This is a genomic window from Pseudoduganella violacea, assembly GCF_014191875.1.
Taxonomy (GTDB): Bacteria; Pseudomonadota; Gammaproteobacteria; order Burkholderiales; family Burkholderiaceae_D; genus Rugamonas; species Rugamonas violacea_A.
Genome location: NZ_JACHXD010000014.1, coordinates 22,347 through 41,575 on the forward strand (window position 1 = coordinate 22,347; position 19,229 = coordinate 41,575).

Annotated in this window: 17 protein-coding genes; 8 read left to right on the forward strand and 9 right to left on the reverse strand. The window is 66.8% G+C overall.

The window, feature by feature from the left end; all coding sequences use genetic code 11:
* The first annotated feature begins 30 nt into the window (after nucleotides 1-30).
* On the forward strand, nucleotides 31-429 hold the full coding sequence (locus FHS03_RS20990) for an OsmC family protein (protein ID WP_183442882.1): 399 nt from the start codon (nucleotides 31-33) through the stop codon (nucleotides 427-429).
* 4 nt (nucleotides 430-433) lie between these two features.
* A complete protein-coding gene (locus tag FHS03_RS20995) occupies nucleotides 434-1,318 on the forward strand; it encodes a pirin family protein (RefSeq protein WP_183442883.1) in 885 nt (294 codons plus the stop codon).
* Nucleotides 1,319-1,338: 20 nt separating this feature from the next.
* On the opposite strand, the gene FHS03_RS21000 is transcribed toward FHS03_RS20995, so the two are convergent.
* The 8 genes from FHS03_RS21000 to FHS03_RS21035 all read right to left on the reverse strand — a co-directional run bounded on the left by FHS03_RS21000 (nucleotide 1,339) and on the right by FHS03_RS21035 (nucleotide 10,983).
* Nucleotides 1,339-2,877, reverse strand: coding sequence for an FHA domain-containing protein (locus FHS03_RS21000; RefSeq protein ID WP_183442884.1), 1,539 nt, complete (start codon nucleotides 2,875-2,877; stop codon nucleotides 1,339-1,341).
* Nucleotides 2,878-3,013: 136 nt separating this feature from the next.
* Entirely contained in the window at nucleotides 3,014-3,949 is a 936-nt protein-coding gene (locus FHS03_RS21005) for a protein phosphatase (protein WP_183442885.1), read from the reverse strand.
* A gap of 49 nt (nucleotides 3,950-3,998) precedes the next feature.
* A complete protein-coding gene (locus FHS03_RS21010; RefSeq protein ID WP_183442886.1) occupies nucleotides 3,999-4,499 on the reverse strand; it encodes an SH3 domain-containing protein in 501 nt (166 codons plus the stop codon).
* A 13-nt stretch (nucleotides 4,500-4,512) separates the two neighbouring features.
* Nucleotides 4,513-6,189: a hypothetical protein gene (locus FHS03_RS21015; RefSeq protein WP_183442887.1), complete on the reverse strand. Its 1,677-nt coding sequence runs from the start codon at nucleotides 6,187-6,189 to the stop codon at nucleotides 4,513-4,515.
* A gap of 5 nt (nucleotides 6,190-6,194) precedes the next feature.
* Nucleotides 6,195-8,651: an FtsW/RodA/SpoVE family cell cycle protein gene (locus FHS03_RS21020; RefSeq protein WP_229426330.1), complete on the reverse strand. Its 2,457-nt coding sequence runs from the start codon at nucleotides 8,649-8,651 to the stop codon at nucleotides 6,195-6,197.
* Nucleotides 8,652-8,758: 107 nt separating this feature from the next.
* Complete coding sequence (locus tag FHS03_RS21025) at nucleotides 8,759-9,787, reverse strand: serine/threonine-protein kinase (RefSeq protein ID WP_183442888.1); 1,029 nt, start codon at nucleotides 9,785-9,787, stop codon at nucleotides 8,759-8,761.
* A 111-nt stretch (nucleotides 9,788-9,898) separates the two neighbouring features.
* Complete coding sequence (locus FHS03_RS21030) at nucleotides 9,899-10,327, reverse strand: glycine zipper domain-containing protein (protein ID WP_183442889.1); 429 nt, start codon at nucleotides 10,325-10,327, stop codon at nucleotides 9,899-9,901.
* Between the two features lie 122 nt (nucleotides 10,328-10,449).
* Nucleotides 10,450-10,983: a GNAT family N-acetyltransferase gene (locus FHS03_RS21035; protein WP_183442890.1), complete on the reverse strand. Its 534-nt coding sequence runs from the start codon at nucleotides 10,981-10,983 to the stop codon at nucleotides 10,450-10,452.
* A 135-nt stretch (nucleotides 10,984-11,118) separates the two neighbouring features.
* Between FHS03_RS21035 and FHS03_RS21040 the strand changes: the two genes are divergently transcribed.
* Nucleotides 11,119-12,546, forward strand: coding sequence for a M20/M25/M40 family metallo-hydrolase (locus FHS03_RS21040; RefSeq protein ID WP_183442891.1), 1,428 nt, complete (start codon nucleotides 11,119-11,121; stop codon nucleotides 12,544-12,546).
* Nucleotides 12,547-12,565: 19 nt separating this feature from the next.
* Here FHS03_RS21040 and FHS03_RS21045 read toward each other — a convergent pair whose 3' ends face one another.
* On the reverse strand, nucleotides 12,566-13,423 hold the full coding sequence (locus tag FHS03_RS21045; protein ID WP_183442892.1) for an MBL fold metallo-hydrolase: 858 nt from the start codon (nucleotides 13,421-13,423) through the stop codon (nucleotides 12,566-12,568).
* 176 nt (nucleotides 13,424-13,599) lie between these two features.
* Here FHS03_RS21045 and FHS03_RS21050 point away from each other — a divergent pair, with 176 nt between their 5' ends.
* The 5 genes from FHS03_RS21050 to FHS03_RS21070 all read left to right on the forward strand — a co-directional run bounded on the left by FHS03_RS21050 (nucleotide 13,600) and on the right by FHS03_RS21070 (nucleotide 19,217).
* Complete coding sequence (locus FHS03_RS21050) at nucleotides 13,600-15,531, forward strand: TOL_0244 family TonB-dependent receptor (RefSeq protein WP_183442893.1); 1,932 nt, start codon at nucleotides 13,600-13,602, stop codon at nucleotides 15,529-15,531.
* A gap of 46 nt (nucleotides 15,532-15,577) precedes the next feature.
* The gene (locus FHS03_RS21055; protein WP_183442894.1) at nucleotides 15,578-16,006 is read left to right on the forward strand and encodes a hypothetical protein; all 429 of its coding nucleotides are present in this window, start codon (nucleotides 15,578-15,580) and stop codon (nucleotides 16,004-16,006) included.
* Between the two features lie 81 nt (nucleotides 16,007-16,087).
* Nucleotides 16,088-16,426, forward strand: coding sequence for a hypothetical protein (locus tag FHS03_RS21060; RefSeq protein WP_183442895.1), 339 nt, complete (start codon nucleotides 16,088-16,090; stop codon nucleotides 16,424-16,426).
* The gene (locus tag FHS03_RS21065; RefSeq protein WP_183442896.1) at nucleotides 16,423-17,856 is read left to right on the forward strand and encodes a TolC family protein; all 1,434 of its coding nucleotides are present in this window, start codon (nucleotides 16,423-16,425) and stop codon (nucleotides 17,854-17,856) included. Before FHS03_RS21060 ends, FHS03_RS21065 begins: the two co-directional genes overlap by 4 nt.
* Nucleotides 17,853-19,217 carry a multicopper oxidase family protein gene (locus FHS03_RS21070; RefSeq protein ID WP_183442897.1) on the forward strand — a complete coding sequence of 455 codons (1,365 nt, stop codon included), beginning with the start codon at nucleotides 17,853-17,855 and terminating at the stop codon, nucleotides 19,215-19,217. Before FHS03_RS21065 ends, FHS03_RS21070 begins: the two co-directional genes overlap by 4 nt.
* The last annotated feature ends 12 nt before the right edge of the window (nucleotides 19,218-19,229 follow it).

Sequence of the window (19,229 nt, forward strand, 5' to 3'; positions counted from 1 at the left end):
TATTCGCAATTCGCCAGTAAGGAAACAGCCATGACCATCAAAGTAATCCGCGATCAATCCCTGCCCATGCGCCATATCGCCCACGTCCGCAACCACCTGATTTCGGTGGACGGCACGGTGGCGGAGGGCGGCAATGACGCTGGTCCGGCTCCGCATGATCTGTATGACGCCGCCATTTCCGCCTGCAAGGCGCTGACCGTGGTCTGGTACGCCAAGCGCAAGGGCATTCCGGTCGAGGATGTGCAGGTCAGCACGGAGCGCGACGACAGCGAGGAACGCAAGGGCGTCTACCGCCTCGCCACCACCCTGCATCTGACGGGCGACCTGACCGAGGCGCAGCGCGAAGAGTTGCTGTCGGTCGCGCAGAAATGCCCGGTGCATAAGCTGATGACCAGCGTGACCACCGAAGTGAGCACCGTGCTGGGGTGATGCGATGACGATTTCCCATGTATTGAAAGGCCATGAGAAGGACCTGGGCGGCGGCTTCATGGTGCGCCGCTATCTGCCCTCCGTCGTCAAGCAGGCGGTCGGCCCCTTCATCTTCTTCGACCATTTCGGCCCGGTCGACGTGAAACCCGAAGACAACCACGATGTGCGCCCGCATCCGCATATCGGCCTGGCCACGGTCACTTATCTGTTCGAAGGCGCGATCGAGCACCGCGACAGCATCGGCTCCCTGCAGCGCATCGAGCCGGGCGCGATCAACTGGATGACGGCCGGCAGCGGCATCGTGCACTCCGAACGCACGCCCAAAGACCTGGCGGGCAAGCCGCACCGCACCCATGGCCTGCAACTGTGGGCGGCCCTGCCCAAGGCGCATGAGGAAACCGAGCCGGCCTTCGTGCACACGGCGGCCGAAGAGATTCCCGAGCTGGAAGTGCAGGGCGCGAAAGTGCGCGTGCTGATCGGCAGCGCCTTTGGCCGCACCTCGCCGGTGGCCACCTTCAGCCAGACCCTCTACCTCGATGTGCAATTGCAGGAAGGGCAGGAACTGGGCTTGAGCGGATTGCCGGAAGAAGCGGCGGTGTATCCGGTCTCCGGCGAGCTGGAAATCGACGGCACGGCGCTGGCGCTGCACACCATGGCCTTGCTGGATACGCGCAGCTCGCAGCGCGTGGTGGCGCGCAGCACCGCGCGTTTCGTGGTGATCGGTGGCGAACCGCTGGATGGCCACCGCTTCATGCTGTGGAATTTTGTTTCGTCGAGCAAGGAACGCTTGCTGCAGGCGGCCAGCGATTGGGACGCGCAGCGCTTCCCGAAAGTGCCGGGCGAAACGGAGTGGATTCCTCTGCCGCAGAATACGCCGCGCGCATCCTGAGGCCGTGCGGCCGTATTGACTCAGGCCGTTTGCATATCGTGCAGCGGCAGCGTGCCGTGCTGGCCGGCGCCGCCGGTGCGGATGATCCAGCACTCCGGATAGGGTTCGCTGGCGAAGCGCGTATGCTTGGGCAGGCGGCTCAGGCGCTCCAGCGAGGCCGATGGCGCCAGCGCCGTTTCCTTGCCGGTCAGCTGGTCCAGGTGCCAGAAGCCGCCGCTGTGGTGCATGAGCAGCGGCAGCGCCGCCGCATTCGGCGCGGCGGCAAAGCGCGGCATCGGATAGCCGGGGTGGGTCTCCGGCATCAGCAGGTAGAAGCACTCGGCCGGGGCGCCCTGGTCCAGGCGGTGCAGGATCACGCCATGCGGCATGACGGCGCTCACCGTCAGCACCACGATGCCCTTGATGCTGGCGCTCATTTCAATGCGCATGCCTTGGCGCAGCGGCACCGGCTTATGCTTGCCGGGCCAGACGCCGTCCAGCAGCAGGCCGTAGCGCGACACATCCTCGATCTCGAAACCTTGCTTGCCGCGCCGGATCACGGCGTGGCGGCCCGAGAGGCGGCGCGTCAGGCCGCCCGTGTCCTGGCCGTTCTCGCTGAAATGCGTGAGCAGCACATCGGCTTCCGGGTCCACCAGCTCGTGGCGTCCCAGCACGCAGTCCTCCAGCGCGAACAGGCGGATCTGGCGCTGCGCGCCGCCTTCCGGCGCGGCGTTGACGATGCTGGCGGCCGTGCTGGGATGCGGGTGGCTTTCGCCCGCGTGCGGCAGGTCGATTTCGATCAGGTCTTCATCCCAGGCGATGGTGGTGAAGCCCATGTCCACCTTGCCCTGCGGCGCGCCGAGGTCGAGATGGGCGATGCCGGCATTGCGCGCGGTGACGTCGATGTCCATGCTGGCGCCACCTTGCGCGGCCACACGGGCGATCGAGGCGTCGTCGGCCATCACGCGCACATTCTTGTGCGTGCTGAGGAAGATGCGGTGGATGTCGGTCAGCGTAGCATCCAGGCGCGGCACCAGGATGACAAAAGTGCATTCCCATTTGCGCGTGGGCTGGCCCGTGGCCTGGCTCAGGATTTCGGCGCGGATCTGGTACTGGCCGTGCTCCTTGCCGCGCGAGGAAAATTCCACGAAGAGCGGGCGCCAGCCGCCCTGCAGCACGCGTGAGAATTGCTGGCGCGAGGCGCCGTTCGGTATCAATTCCGATTGCAGATGGATAGCCAGCTGCGGCGCGCAATCCTGCGGCATGCCGCGCAGTTCCATCTTCAAGGTCTGGCGGCCGCCGGCCGCGCGCGGATCGAAACCGCTGATATGCAGCTGCGGCCGGGCGCCGGAAGAGCGCATGGCCGTGGCATAGTTGGCAACCATCTCCGCCGCCGCCTGCGTGGCGGCCTGGGTGGCCGCCGGCGTCTGCGGACCCGAACGCGCGCTGCGCACAGCCGTCAGCAAGTCATAGCTGGTCGGCGCGGACGCCGCCTGGCTATGGCCAGCCGTGCAGCTGCTCTCGCCGGGCGTGACCCAGCAAGTGCAATGCGGATGGTCGGGGTTACTGCATTTTTTCATGGCAGACGGGAAGAAGGGATAGACGAGAGCTTACGCGCTTTCTCATCGTTTTGGCAACCTGCCGTTAGTATGAATAGCGCAGTTTTTTCGCCTGTGCTCAAGGCACGCTTCTTCTGCAACAGTGGGGCGTATCGATTCAGGCCAGGCGGAAGGCGATCGCTGTCAAATTGTCAACGTGCAGGCCGGGCGGCGGATGGGCATTGAACTCGCCGAACAGCGCATCGAGCGCGCCTGCGGCGCTGGCATGCGCCAGCAGCTCGGGCCAGCGCGCCGTCCAGAGCTGCGGCTGGCGGCAAGCCCAGAAACCGTCGCTGGCCAGCAGGTACAGGGCGTCGCGGCGCAGTTCCAAAGCGCGGCGGTCGCCCAGATGGCGCAGGAAGGGCGGCAGGCAGCCGCGGTCCAGGGCGCGCAGCCCGTCTTCCAGCTGCAGGGGATTGTCGAAGGCATTGCCAAGGATGAAAGCTTGCGAGATCTGCGCGCGGTGTTCGCCGTGCACCTGCTGCCACCATTCTCTTTCATCGAGCAAGCCGTGCAACGCAAACATCGTGGCCGGCACATGGTCCACCGTCAGCGGGGCGGCCCATTGCGGCGTGATCTCGTACAGGCGCGAGTCGCCCACGTGGTACAGCAGCGGCGCCTGGCCGGGCGCCAGCTCCACCAGCGTCAGCGTGGTGCCGGGGCGGCGCTCGTTGTGGGGCTGGCCGGGTGGACTGAACTGGGCTTGCAAGTCGGCGTGCAGGGCGTCCAGCTGCTGCGACAGTTGCGCCAGCGTGGCGCAAGGCGGCATGCGCAGCAGGCCGGCAGCCGTGGCTTCCGCCGCCTCGCGGCCGTGGCCATGGCCGCCCATGCCATCCATCACCGCCAGGCGCAGATGGCCGGCTGGCCAGTGGGGCAGTTGCAGGCGGCGCGGGACTTGCTGGTGCAGCATCACGGCTTGGCCGCTGGCGTCGATCAGCACATAGTTGTCCTGATTCTCCAGCCGCAGCGCGGCGCCGGCGATGGCGCAGGGATTGCTGCGCGCCGCCACATCGAGCAGCGGGCCGAAATTGAGCGGGGCAGGCAATGTTGTCATTGTGCTCCCAGTGTAGCGCGAAGCGGGCGCACTGGCGACTGCGGCGACGTCACTCATCGGCCTTGCGCAGCCACAGGCTGCTGGCCCAGCCGGTATACATATTGCCATCCACCTTGGCCTGCACCTGCCACCAGTCGCCTTGGCGCGCACCGGTAAAGGTGACGCTGGCGCCGGCCGGCACGGTGGCCAGGCGCGACGCCCCCACGCTGGCCGCGCTGCGCAGATTCAGGTCGCGGTGGACGCGGTAGAACGGCCCGGCACCTATCCGCTCAGCCGCTGGTGCCGCCGTCGGCGCCGCCGGCATCGGGCGGCTGGGCGGGATGCGCGTGGCGCTGGCGTTGGCGACGGCGCTGCTGAATGGCAGGGGCGAGGCGTGGAAGAAATACAGCAGCAGGCCGCCCAAGGCCCAACTGCCCGCAGCCAGGATGAACAGGCCGCGCGCGGTGGGACGGCGCCACCAGCTGCGCGGCGTCAGGTAGGAGGCCAGCACCAGCGTCATGGCCAGTCCGGCCAGATAGGCCAAGGCGCCGTAGTAGGAGGCGAAGTCCATGCTGGGTTCCATCCTAGGCCTCGTAGCGCAGCACGTAATGGCCGGCGACGAGGTGGTGGCCCGGCGGCAGCAGATAGGGCGCTTCGCCCGCCGCCTCGTCGATGCGGGCGACAGGATGCAGCTTTTCATCCAGGTGGTATAAGGCCTGGCTGGACGAGAGGCGGCCGATCAGCAAGCCTTTGGCGCTGGCTTCGAAGCTGAAAGCGTTGCGCGAAAGGCCGATGCGGTCGGGGCTGGAGCTGTGCTGTCCCGGCGCGGCTGAGGGCTCGCCGCAACGCAGATAGCGCGGCGAATCGAGCACGCGCAAGGCGCTCAGCGCCGGCATGCCGCGGCCGAAAGTGAGGCGCGCGCCGCTGGCGATGGGGGCGCTGGCCGCATGCGGCAGCGCGAGCAGGGCGCAGTAGCGCTCCGCCAGCGCGCCGGCGGCCGGCAGCAGCTGGATGCTGCTTCCATCCACCGGCGAGAAGCTGGCCGGGGCATGGACGCGCTGGCGGCCCGCTTCGGTGATGGCAAACATTTCGTCGCTGGCGCTGACCGTGATGGTCAGCAGATTGCCGTTGCCGGGCACGGGCGCCAGCGCGAGCTGGCCGTCGAACGGGATTTGCAGCGCCGTGGCGCCGGTGTCGCGGTAGCGGCTCAAGCGCGGCAGGGCCAGCGCGGCCAGCACCAGGCGCTGCTGCGCCTTGGGGGCGTAAGTCGCATCGCTTTCCGGCGTGACCGGCGCCGGCCGCTGGCTGGAGGGCAGCGGCGCGGCGGTGCGTTCTTCAGGGAGATCGGGCAGCCTGGCGCGCGCCTGCCAGACAGCGGCGCGCGCCGCCGCCCATTCCGGCGCAGTGCCGCCGGCATTGCCGTCGGCCGCTGCGCGCGGACCGGTCTGGCGGGCGATATTGATGGCGGCATCCGACGCGTTGCCGGGGCCGGCCGCGCCGCTGGATGCCGTGCCGCGCGTGGCGACGGCCGTGGGCGTGATCTTCAGCAGCAGGCGCGGGGGCTGGCCTTGCGGACCGATGCCGCCGCGCGCCGATTTGATGACGTAGCAGCCGTTGGCGGCGTCGAAGCTGCAATCGAAAACATCCTTGGGACGCATATGCAGCACGGGCGGCGCGTCCGGCCCGTCGTTGAGCAGCAGGATGGCGCCGTCGCCGCCGAAGGGCCAGCCTTGCACGGCGCAAGTGGCCGGACCGTTGTCGCCGCCGATCAGCACCAGGCGCTGGTTGGCGTACACCGGGCAGACCGGCTTCCACACCGCGCTGTCGCGCGAAGCGCTGACCATGAACAGCGCCTTTTCGCCGCTGGCGGGCAGATAGACGGCATGGCCGAAGCGCACTTCGATTTCGCCGGCCGCCAGATGTTCGCTGCCCATCACGTCGTAGCGCACTTCGTCGCTGCCGAGCAGATCGCCGAAATCCTTCTGGTGCAGGCTGGCCAGCGTGGCGGCCAGCTCGCGCGCGCGCGCGCCGCGCGTCAGGTGGTAATCGTCGTCCACATCTTCCTGCGGCAGGGCCAGCGCCACGTGGGAGAAGCAGCGCGTGGCGGCGCGGCCGCGCTGTTCGCGCGGGCAGCGTTCCAGCAGGTCGCGCAGCAGCGGGCGGCGCGCGAACAGCGCCAGGCCGGGCGCCTGCCAGATCGATTCGGCGTTGAAAACATCGGGAATGCGTCCCAGGACTTCGTGTTGGACATAGATCGGCATGGCGCTTACTCCTCAAAAGATGCGCTGCTCAGCGCATCGAGTGCTAGCAGGGGGAGCAGGAAAAACAGCAGGTGGCTGCCGCCCGCCGACAGAAAACTCATGGGCTGGCCCATGATGGGGAAGATCGCCAGATTGGTGCCCCAGGACAGCAGCAGGTGGCCCAGCACGAAGGCCGCGCCGCCGCACAGCGCAAAGCAGCGGAAGCGCGCCCGCCAGGCCTGGCGGAAGTCGCGCGCGGCACGGCCGGCCGCATGGCAGCGCCAGGCCGTCAGCAGCAGGCCGCCGACCAAGGCCGCCTGCACCAGCCATAAGGCCAGCGCGCCGGCCAGGCCGTGGCGGTTGAGGAAGAAGGAGGGCGCGAAATCGTCCTGCACGGCCGGGATGGCCAGCGCGCCTGGTGCAGCCTTGCCCAGCGTGGACAGGCCGAACCAGCCATCGCTGCCGCGCCAGCCGCCTTCCGCGATGGCCTGGGCGCCCAGCAGCATCTGCTGACCCGTATGCGGGTGGCGTGCCGGATCGAGCCAGACCTGGAAGCGGTCGGCGTAGAAGGCGCGCAGCACCGGCAGATGCGCCACTCCCTCCGGCCCGGCCTGGCGCAGCAGCACAATGCCGCCCGCGCCGGCAGCGGCGACGCACAGCAGCAGGGCCGCCAGCCAACGCCGGCGCGCGGCGCAGGCATAGGCCAGGGCCAGGCCCATGCCCCAGACCAGCAGCAGGATCAGGGGCGAGTAGTCGTCCACCTGCACCAGCGCCAGGCCAAGCAGGGAAAGGAAGAGCAGCACCGGCGCGATCAGCTGCAGCCAGCGCAGGCGCAGGGCGGCACCATCGCCGGCCATGCTGTGCCAGCCCATGCGCAAGGCCAGACAGTGCGCGCTCAGCGCCGCCAATGCCAGTTTGGCCAGTTCCACCGGCTGCATATCGAAGACGCCGGTTTCGTCGCCCCACAGCACTTGTGCCGCCAGGGCCAGCAAGGCCAGGGCCGCGAAGAGCGCCAGCAGGCATTCGACGCCGCGCATGGAGAGCCAGGCCGGCGCGGCATGGCGCCGCCCGGCCCACAGGCGGAACAGCTGGATGGCGCCGGAACCGGCGGCCAGCAGCGCGGCGGTTTTCAGGTAGTAGCGCAGCCACGAGCTGTCGCCGGCCGCCAATCCCAGCTCCAGCTGCGCCAGCAGGCCGGTGGCGGCCAGCGTCAGGCCGGCGGCCACCGCCAATGGCAGGCGGCCCGGCATCGACAGCCAGAGCGCGCAAGCGCCGCCCGCCAGCAGCAGCACATAGGCCGCGCCGGGCGCCTGTCCCATGCGCTGCGCGACGATGGCGGCAGCGCCGCTCACCAGCAGCGCGGCGGCGGCCAGCGCAAGCAGGGCTGGCCGCCACGGTTGTCCCGTTTGCGCGCACTGGGCGGCATGCGCCACGGCTTGCCGCGCGCCGGCCAGATGGATGCGCGGCAGCATGGGCGAGGCCAGCATCTTTGCCAGCAGCAGGGCGCTGAGCGCGACGGCCAATCCAAGCCAGAGGGTCGGCGATTGCGGCGCTGCCCAGAGCGCGCGCTGCTGCCATTGCCATTCCACGCCCGGCGGCAGCTGGATCTCCGGCGCGCCGTGCAAGGCGACCTTGCGCCCGGGCTGCAGGACCAGGGACTCGCCGCGCCCCGAGAGCCGGAAGCGCGTGCCACCCACCGCCAACGCCGCAACGCCGTCCAGGGCATATTCCTGCTGGCGGATATCGCTGCCGCCGCCATCTATCCGGCCGGAGGTCAGCGACAGTGCCGTATGCGCGCCCTCCGCTCCAGCGGCGAGACGCAGGCGACCGTGATCGCGGTAGAGCATGGCGGCGCCGGCCTCCTCGCCGGCCAAGCCAAGCCGGTTGCCGCAATGGACATTGCCGCCAAAGCTTAGCGGTCGTGCCGCGCTCAGGGGCAGCGGCATCAGACGGTTCCACCAGCCCAGGGCGCGTGCCGCCAGGCCAGCATCGGCGCATGGCGGCTGCGCCACGCCATCGCGCGACAAGGTGGCGCCGTCGTACTGCCAGTGATGTCCGGCGCCGCTGAAGGACAGCGATTCCTCCGTCGCATGGCTGATGGTGAAGACGGCCGCGCCGATGCGCATCTGCTTGCCGGCGCTGGGCAAGGTGCTGCCGCTGCGCAGCTCTCCCTCGCGACGGACAAGGGTGACAGGCACGCTGCTGCTCAAATTACGCAGCATCCAGCCCTGGCGTCCATCCTTGCGTAGCGCGAACTGGCGGCGCTCGGCATGCGGCGCGGCCAGCTCATGGCGTCCCAATAACAGTGGCTGCGCGCTGGGCTGGACCAGGATTTCCGCTGCCTGCCACATGGCAGGAGCGCGCCACAAGGCTAGCAATTGCAGGCCAAGCAGGCCAGCCAGCAGCACACCGGCCACCGTGCGCATGCCGTCACGGGAGGCGGCTTGCCGCAAGACTGATGGCTTACCCGCGGCACCCGCCATGCCAGATGCCGCTCCTGTGCGGTTTGCGTCTGGCCACACCCTGGCTGGACGCATCGAGGGCAGGGCAGTCGCTTCGCCGGCGGACTGCCGTTTGCGCTGGTCCATGTTTATGCCGCTGTCGCGCATGACCAGCCTTTCCGGGCGTGCATCTGGCCCAGCATCAGGGAATACGGCGTATCCATGGCTTGGTCGGAGGCGTTGCGGATGGTGCTCAGCATGCGGCTGATTTGCAGCGCATGGCGCGGACGTTCGCCCGGCTCGCGATGCAGTAGGGCGCGCAGCAGCGCAAGCGCCGGATCGGTCAGCGCCCGCGGCAGGCGCTGCTGGAACAGCGCCTCTTCGTCTGCCGACAGCGGTGTAGGAATGGCGCCGCCGGACTGCTCGCGCAGCCGTTGCGCGCCGGCCGTGCTGTGTTCTCGGTAAGACTGGCCGCAGGCCGCGCAAAAGCGCAGGGGCGTGCCGCCGCAGACCAGGAAGTAGAACAGTGCGCCCAGCGCAAAATAATCGCTTTGCGCCGCCGTGGCGTAGTGGCCGCCGGCGTCGGGAAAGAACTGTTCGGGCGCTTGCCAGCTCGCCGTTCCGGCGTAGGAATGGGCATGCAGATCCGCCAGCGCGCGGTTGGTGCCGAAATCGGCCAGCTTGACGATGCCCAGGCGCTTGTCGACCAGGATGTTGGACGGTTTCAGGTCCAGATAGCGCCAACCGTATTGGTGGACTTTGGCCAGCGCCTGGTTCAGCTGCGCCATCCAGTCCAGGATCTGCGCCAGCGGCAGGTCGCCGCCGTCGCGCTTCAGCGCCGCCAGGTGCTGGGCCAGATCGCCATCCATCAGTTCCAGGGCCAGCACCGGCAGGCCGTTATGCCAGCCCTTGTCCAGCAGCCGTACGATATGCCGTTCGTCCCACGGTTCCAGCGATTGCAGGAAGGCGATTTCGACGTCGGCGCTGGCGGCCCAGCGCGCGCGCTGCTGCGGCAAGGCGCGCGCCATCTGCTCCTCGTTCACCAGCTTGAGCGCCACTTCGCGCATCGTATACGGGGCGCTGGCGCGCCAGATCACGCCGTAAGCCGAACCGCCCAGCTGCTCGCGCAGGCGGTAATGGCCCAGTTCCAGCGGCAGCACGGCATCTTTGGCTAACATAGTCTCTCCCAGCGGCGGCATGCCGTCGCGGGAACTTAGCGGAGGGACGGGAAAAGCAAACGGCCCGACAGCTTGCGCATGCCGGGCCGTGGAAGGCGGGACCGCTTGAAATCAGCGGCCGTGATGGTGGTGATGGTGATGACGGTAATAAGGGCGCTCTTCGCGATAGTACTCGCGGTAGTAAGGACGGCTGCGCTCCACATACACCACTTCCGGCGGCGAATAGTAGCGTGGCGGTGGCGGCGCGTAGTACACCGGGGCCGGCTCGTAATAGACCGGCGCCGGCTGCGTGTAGACGCGGGTTTCCACATAACGGTCGTTGCGGTAGCGGCGGTTGTCCGAACTCAGGCCATTGCCGACGGCTGCGCCGATCAGGCCACCGACCACGGCGCCTTCGGTGCCGCCGCTATGGTTGCCGATGGCCGCGCCGATCACGGCACCGGCGGCGGTGTTGAAGTCGCGGTCGCCGGCAGCGAAGGCCGGCGCGCTGGCGGCGGCTGCACCCAGCAACAGCGCAGCGATGAATTTCTTGTTCAGCATGGCGTTCCCCTTATGCTCGGCGCCGCGACCGGGATGGTTCGCGCCGTTCTCTATGACTGCACTATATAGGAGCGACCGAAAACCACCCACACCATATACAGATTCTTACAAAGTCGGCCAGTCTAGGCGCTATGCAGGCGCTCCCATTCCGGCCGCAGCAGGCTAAATACCTTAACGTCCTGATAATGGCCATTGATGAAGAAGGCCTGGCGTAACGTGCCTTCCTCGCTGAAACCGCATTTCTGCGCGACCCGCACCGAGGCTTCGTTCTGTGGGGCGCTCAACACCTCCAGCCGGTGCCAGGTGTGCACCTTGAACAGGTAGTCGCACAGCAGGCGCAGCGCCTCCGTGGTATAGCCTTGTCCGGCCAGCGAGGGATCGAACAGGCGGTAGCCGATCTCGCGGCTGACCGGCGTGCGGCTTTTGAAATGGGTGACGACGCCGACGATGTGGTGCAGTTGGTCTTCCACCACGAACAGCTCACTGTCCTCGCTGACGAAGCCGTTTTGCAGGAATTCCCTGCGCATCGCCTCGGGCGACTTGAAGTGGCTGGAAAAATAGTCGCCGCGCGAAGGCAGGTCGTTGACCAGGGCGATAAAAGTATTCAGATCGGTATTCAGCAGATGCCGCACCGTGCAGCGTAAACTTTTTAACATGATTGCCTTCCGCCGGATGGAGCAGGCATGGTAGCCCGCGCTGCCAAATGGGTCAATTTCTGCGACTTGCTGCACAATATTGTGAAATAGGCTAATCTTTCCATCCCATCCATATTCACCGGACATAGGATCTGCATGAATCTCGCTCTTCGCAAGCCAGTCATCGCCGCGCTGGCGGCCTGCTTCTTGAACGCCGCGTCGGCCGCGCCAGCCAACGAACCCGCCACCCTGAACCAGATCCGCGATACCGCCATGCAGAGCGACTGGGCCTTGAAGCGCCTGGAAGACCTGACCGACCTGGTTGGCCCGCGTCTTTCCGGTTCGGCTGGCGCTGCCGCCGCCGTCGAGCAGGTGGCCGACGCCATGCGCAAGCTGGGCGCGAAAGTCACGCTGCAACCGGTGAAAGTGCCGCATTGGGTGCGTGGCGAAGAGACGGGCGAGTTGGTGGATTATGCCGGCCGTCCCGCCGGCGTCACCCAGCGCGTGGTGCTGACCGCCCTGGGCGGCTCCGGCGCCACCCCGGCTACCGGCCTGAATGCGCAAGTGATTATCGTGCATGATCTGGACGAGCTGCAGGCGCGCGCCGCCGAAGTCAAAGGCCGCATCGTATTGTTCGACGTGCCTTTCGACCAGGGCATGGCCGACCGCGGCCTGGCCGGCCCGGCCTATGGCCGCCTGTCGCGTATGCGTACCCAGGGACCGAAGCTGGGTTCCAAGCTGGGCGCGGCGGCGGTGCTGATCCGTTCCATCGGCGGCGCCGACTACCGCCTGGCCCACACCGGCGCCACCGGTTTGAGCGCCGACGACCGCATCCCGGCCGCCGCCATCACCTCGGAAGACGCGATGCTGATCGCGCGCCTGGCGAAGCGCGGCCCCGTCACCATGAAGCTGACCCTGACCCCGCAAAACCTGCCGGATGCCGACACCTTCAATGTGATCGCCGACCTGCCGGGCAGCGACAAGGCCGATGAAGTGGTGGTGGTGTCCGGCCACCTCGATTCCTGGGATCTGGGCACCGGCGCGCATGACGACGGCACCGGCGTGGCCAGCTCCATGGCCGTGATCGAAACCTTGAAAAAGCTCAAGCTGCAGCCGCGCCGCACCATCCGCGTGATCGCCTGGGCCAATGAGGAAAACGGCACCCGTGGCGGCGCCGCCTACCACGCCGAGAACAAGGGCCGCCTGGACAAGCAGTTCGCCGCCATCGAAAGCGACGGCGGCGCCGGACGTCCCTTCGGCATCCGCGGCAGCGTGAAGCCGCAGTACGCCAAGCTGTTCGCGCCTTTGCAAGCGGCCCTGCTGCCGATCGGCGCCGGCCACTTCGCGCGCCAGGACGCCCTGGGCGCGGCCGACCTGTACCTGATGGAAGCCGACGGCGTGCCGCTGTTCGAGCCGCTGTCCGACGGCAGCGCCTATTTCGACTACCACCACACGGCGGCCGACACCTTCGACAAGGTCAACCCCGACTACCTGCGCCGCCATGTGGCGCTGATGACGGCGCTGTCCTGGTACCTGGCGAATATGGACCAGCCTATCGGCCGCGCGCCGGAACAGCAGCAATAAGCCTTAAAAGCGATAAGCCTTAAATCGCGTTGATCGGAATCTTCAGATAACGCACGCCGTTTTCTTCGGCTTCCGGCAACTGGCCGGCGTTGATATTGACCTGGATGGCAGGCAGGATCAGCGTCGGCATCGCCAGCGTGGCGTCGCGCTTGGTGCGCATGGAGACGAAATCGTCCTCGCTCACGCCATCGCGGATGTGGATATTGCTGGCGCGTTGTTCGCCCACTGTCACTTCCCAGCGCGGCTCGCGGCCATTGGGCGGATAGTCGTGGCACATGAACAGGCGGGTTTCATCGGGCAGCGACAGCAGCTTGTGCACCGATTTGTACAGCAGGCTGGCGCAGCCGCCCGGAAAGTCGCAGCGCGCCGAACCCACGTCCGGCATGAACATGGTGTCGCCCACGAACACTGCATCCCCGACCTGATAAGCCATGTCGGCCGGCGTATGGCCCGGCACATGCAGCGCCTTGGCCTGCAATGCGCCGATGGCGAACACCTCGTCCGGCTGGAACAGGTGGTCGAATTCCGAGCCGTCCATGGAAGCGGGCTTGCGGTTGAAGACATTGGCAAAAGCATGCTGCACGGCGCGGATATCGACGCCGATGCCGATGCGCCCGCCCAGCTTCTCCCTCAGGTACGGCGCCGCCGACAGGTGGTCGGCATGGGCATGCGTTTCCAGCAGCCAGACGGTATTCAGGCCGTGGGCCTGCACGAATTCCACCACCTTGTCCGCCGACGCGGTGGCGGTGCGGCCGGACTTGGGATCGTAATCGAGCACGGAGTCGATGATCGCGCAGTCCGCGCCATCCTTCTCATACACGATGTAGGTGACGGTGGCGGTGGCCGGGTCGAAAAACGCTTGAATCTGAGGCTTCATGGCTATTTGAGAGTAGTCGAAGGGCGGCGTCATTATAAATAAACTTCATAAGACCGGCAGCTCTGGCAGGTTTTTTGACGGAGTGTGGCATCGCCGCGATTAGCTTAATGATAGTCTTTTCGTGTTCCGTGCAAAACCAGTATGATGAATTCCGGGGCGGCACACTGGGAGCAACGATGGCAAAACCATGGCCTGAAAGTGTAGTCTGGATCGCGCTGGCGCTTCTTCCCGCCACCGCGTGCGCGAACTCTGTGCAGGACAACTTGAGCGCCATGTCGCTCGAAGAGTTGAGCAATGTGCGCATCACCTCCGTCTCGCGGCGCGAAGAAAGGCTGGCCGATGCCGCCGCCGCCGTGTTCGTGATTTCCGCCGACGATATCCGCCGCTCCGGCGTCCAGAGCCTGCCCGAGGCGCTGCGCCTGGCCCCCAATCTGCAAGTCAGCCAGGCCTACAGTTCCGGCTATGTGATCAGCGCGCGCGGCTTCGCCAATAACGACGGCAACAAGCTGCTGGTGCTGATCGACGGCCGCTCGGTCTACACGCCGTTGTTTTCCGGCGTGTTCTGGGACGCCCAGGATCTGCCGCTGGACGATATCGAACGCATTGAGGTCATCAGCGGGCCAGGCGGCACGCTGTGGGGCACGAATGCCGTGAATGGCGTCATCAACGTGATCACCAAGCCGGCCAGCGCGACCCAGGGCGGTGCGGTGGCGCTGGGCGGCGGCACGCTGCGCGCCGATGCGGGCGCGCGCTACGGCGGGCGCTTCGGCGAGGACGGCGCGTGGCGGCTGTATGCCAAGAGCTCTCGCGTCAAGCACACGGAAACGGCCAGCGGCGCCGAGGCCGACGATGCCTGGCATCAGAGCCAGGTCGGCTTCCGCGCCGACTGGCGCCAGGCGCGCGACCAGTTCACGTTGCAGGGCGATGCGTACCGGGGCCGCCATGGACAGCCCAAACCGGGCAATATCTCGCTCACCGGCGTCAACGTCCCGCTGGGGAATGTCGTGCTGGGCGGCGGCAACCTGATGGCGCGCTGGACGCGCAATTTCGACGGCGGCGGCAATCTGAGCGTGCAGGCCTATTACGACCGCACCGAGCGCGATCTGCCGCCTTTCTTCAATGAGAACCTGGATACGGTCAGCCTGCAGGCGCAGTACGCGATGGCGCCCATCGGCCGTCATGCGCCGACCTTTGGCGCGGAATACCGCCGGTCCAAGGACAGTCTGGAAAATAGCGCCATCATCGGCTTCCTGCCGGCCAACGACACGAAGAGCTGGACCAGTCTTTACGCCCAGGATGAAATCGCGCTCAGCCCCCTGTGGAAGCTGACCTTGGGCGCGCGCGTTGAACGCAACGACTATACCGGCAATGAATTCCTGCCCAATGCGCGCCTGGCCTGGCAGGTGGCGGACGACCATTTGCTGTGGGCGGCCGTGTCGCGCACGGTGCGCGCGCCATCGCGGCTTGACGCGGAAGTCTTCTTTCCAGCCAAGCCGCCTTTTATCCTGGCCGGCGGTCCCGGCTTCCGTTCCGAAGTGGCGCGCTTCTTTGAGCTCGGCTATCGCGGCAGGGTGGGGCAGGACTTCAGCTATTCGGTGAATGCTTACCGCGCGCTGTACAACGACCTGCATACCCAGGAGCTGGCGCCCAGCCGCACCTCGGTCTTTTTCGGCAATGGCATGAAGGGCTCCACGCGCGGCCTGGAAGCCTGGGCCAGCTGGCAGGTGCAAAAAAACTGGCGCCTGAGCGCCGCCTTCACCGCGCTGCATGAGCATTTCTGGCTCAAGCCGGACAGTATCGACACGGCAGCCTCGGTCAGCCGCATGGGACACGATCCGCGCCATACGGCCATGCTGCGTTCCTCATGGCAGATCGGCGACGAGCGCGAGTTCGATATCGCACTGCGCCATGTGGGCAAGTTGAGCAGCCCCGATGTACCGGATTACCGCGCGCTGGACATGCGCTTCGGCTGGCGCATCCAGCCCACGCTGGAGCTGTCGCTGACCGGCACCAATCTGATCGGGCCGGATCATGGCGAGTTCACGGCCATCGCGACACGCTCGGTCATCAAGCGCGCCGTATATCTCAGTCTGAACAAGCGTTTTTAAATCCTGCCTAAGCCAGCGCCGGAATCATTATGCTAAGATTCCGCGCATGAAGCTTCTGTTCCGATCCATGCTCGTCTGGCTGATGCTGCTGGCGCTACCCTTCCAGGGATTCGCGTCGGCCAGCATGCTGCTGTGCGCCCCGATGTCGCCGCCCGCCATGCTGGCGCAGGCGGCCGCGCGCGTGCAGGCCGATGCCGGGCATGACCACGCGGCCATGCTGGCCGCTGGCGCAACGGCCGATACCCAGCATCAGATGCAGGATCACAGCCAGCATGGCCAAGGCAAGCAGGATCACAGCAAGGACCGTTGCGGCACGCCCGCCGCCTGCTGCGTGGGCGCCGCGCTGGCGCCGGCCATGCCCGATCCGCTGCCCGGCTTGCAGTCTTCCTCCGAAGCCATCCCCTTCCACGGCGCGCCCCAGTCGAGCGCCGACCTGGCGGCATTCGAACGCCCGCCCAAATCCCCCGCCGTCTGATTTTCGGGCCAGCCAAGCGGCTGGCATATCCCGGCGCGTGCCCACGCGGCTTGCGCCAAACTGAATTTCAAAAGGTATAACATGAACAAGCTGTTTGCAGCGGTTGGCGTATTGACGCTGGCCGCCACCGGCGCGCAGGCTGGAGACCCGGTGCGCGCCGACGCGCCCGTGCCGGCCACGCGCTACGTCCCAGTGCTGGACGCCTACCGCGCCGAAGCGCCCCTCGGCAAAACGCCCGCCGTCGCCTGGGCCGAATCCAACCGCATCGTCGCCGGCCAGGAAGGCATGGCCCATGGCGGCCATCAAATGCACGGCATGCACGGCGCGCATCAGCACAGCAAGCCGCAGGAGACGGGCAAGCATGAGCATAGCGGCCATCACGGTCATTCCGGCCATGACATGAAAGAGCACAAGCAATGAGCGCACGACAAAGACTCAAGCCCCGCCATGCCGGCCTGGCCTTGCTGGCGCTGCTGCTCAGCGGCTGCGCCTCGTTCTCGCCGGATGGCGGCTTCGGCGTGGTTTCGCCCGCCGTGCAAAGCCGCACCGGCGCCGAAACCCGCCTGCTGCGCAATGAAGACGACCAGCGCGCCCTGGGCAAGCTGATTGCCGAAAAACTCGCGCAAGAGCTGAGCGCCGACGATGCCGTGCAAATCGCGCTGCTGAACAACCGTGGCCTGCAGGCCCGCTACTGGGAGATGGGCATCGCCGAAGCCGATCTGGTGCAGGCCGGACGCCTGCAAAATCCCGGCTTCAGCTTCAAGCGCAGCCATGGCGGCGGCGAGCTGGAAATCGAGCGCACCTTCACCTTCAATCTGGTGAACCTGATCACCGCGCCGCTGGCACAGCGCATCGAAGGCCGCCGTTTCGAGCAGACCAAGCTTGCCGTGGCCGAAGACGCCATCAAGCTGGCCGCCGAAACGCGCCGCGCCTACTATGAAGCGGTAGCGGCGGAGCAGGGCGTCGAGTACTCGCGCCAGATCGCCGCGGCGGCCGACGCCAGCGCCGAACTGGCCGAGCGCATGCGCAAGGCCGGCAACTGGAGCAAATTCGACCTGGCGCGCGAACAAGCCTTCTACGCCGAAGCCATGGCCGAAGTGGCGCGCGCTGGCAAAGCCGCCACCGCCTGCCGTGAAAAGCTGACGCGTTTGATGGGACTATGGGGCGCCGACACCGGCTTCAAACTGCCGCAGCGTCTGCCCGAGCTGCCCGCATCGGCCGCCGAACTGCACGACGTGGAACAAGGCGCCATGCGCAACCGCATCGATATCCAGGCCGCCACGCTGGAGACACAGCACACCGCCAGCTCCCTCGGCCTGAACAAGGCAACGCGCTTCATCAACGCGCTGGAACTGGGCGTGGTGCGCGAACGCAAAGGCGAAGAGCGCATGCGCGGCTACGAGCTGACGCTGGAAATCCCGCTGTTCGACTGGGGTTCCTCGCGCGTCGCCCGCGCCGAAGCGGTGTATATGCAGTCGGCCAACCGCCTGGCCGAAACGGCGGTGCAGGCGCGCAGCGAGGCACGCGAGAGTTATCTTGACTACCGCAGCTCCTACGATGTCGCCAAACACTATCGCGACGTCGTCATCCCGCTGCGCAAGCAGCTATCGGACGAGACCCTGCTGCGCTACAACGGCATGCTGCTCAGCGTATTCGAGCTGCTGGCCGACTCGCGCGAGCAGACCGCCACCGTCAAATCCTATATCGAAGCGCTGAAGGACTTCTGGATCGCCCACGCCAATCTGGAAGCCGCCACCGGCACCCGCCTGAACAACGCCCCCGCCGCCGCGCCAACCCTGCAGAAGGAAACCCCGGCGCACGACCACTCGAATCACGGAGCACATCAATGACCAACCGCCGATCCTTCCTGACCGGAGCCGCCCTGATTGGCGCAGGCATGGTAAGCCGCGCCGGCGCCGCCAGCCTGCCCGAAGCGCCGCTGCAGCCGGCCGCAGCCACCGCCGTTCCGCCGCCGCCACCGACCGGACGTCACTTCAATCCCGTCGTCACGCTTAATGGCTGGAGCCTGCCGTGGCGCATGAAAGACAACGTCAAGGAGTTCCACCTCGTGGCCGAACCCGTGGTGCGCGAAATCGCGCCCGGCATGTTCGCCAATCTGTGGGGCTATAACGGCCAGACCCCCGGCCCGACCATCGAAGTGGTGGAGGGCGACCGCGTGCGCATCTTCGTCACCAACAAGCTGCCCGAGAACACCAGCGTGCACTGGCACGGCCAAATTCTGCCGAACGGCATGGACGGCGTCAGCGGCGTCACCCAGCCCGCCATCCCGCCCGGCAAAACCTTCGTGTACGAATTCGTCGCCAAGCACGCTGGCACCTTCATGTACCACCCGCACGCCGACGAAATGGCGCAGATGGCCATGGGCATGATGGGCTTCTGGGTCACGCATCCCAAAGATCCGGCCCTGCACGCGGTGGACCGCGACTTCGTCTTCCTGCTCAGCGCCTACGACATCGATCCGGGCAGCTACACGCCCAAGATCAACACCATGCTCGACTTCAATCTGTGGACCTTCAACAGCCGCGCCTTCCCGGCGATCGACCCCATGGTCGTGCGCAAGGGCGACCGCGTGCGCATCCGCGCCGGCAACCTGACGATGACCAACCACCCCATCCACCTGCACGGCCACACCTTTGAAGTGACCGGCACCGACGGCGGTTGGGTGAGACCGGCCGCGCGCTGGCCCGAAGTCACCACCGACATCGCCGTCGGCCAGATGCGCGCCGTCGAATTCATCGCTGACAATCCCGGCGACTGGGCCTTCCACTGCCACAAATCCCACCACACCATGAACGCCATGGGCCACGACGTCCCCACCATGATCGGCGTCGACCACCGCGGCGTCGCCGAAAAGATCAACAAGCTGGTCCCCGGGTATATGGTGATGGGCGAGAAGGGCGGCAGCATGGGCGGCATGCAGATGCCCATCCCCGAAAACACCCTGCCCATGATGACCGGCACCGGCCAATACGGCGAAATCGAAATGGGCGGCATGTTCACCCTGTTGAAAGTGCGCGAGAACCAAGCCCGAGGCGACTACAGCGATCCCGGCTGGTACAAGCATCCCCAAGGCAGCGTCGCCCGCGAATGGACCGGCGAGCTCCCGCCCCCCAGCAGCGCCCCGAACGTCCCCGTCACCAAGGCCGCCGCCCCCCTCAACGTCAAGCGCAACGCCCCCCATCGCCACTGACGTTTGATCTTC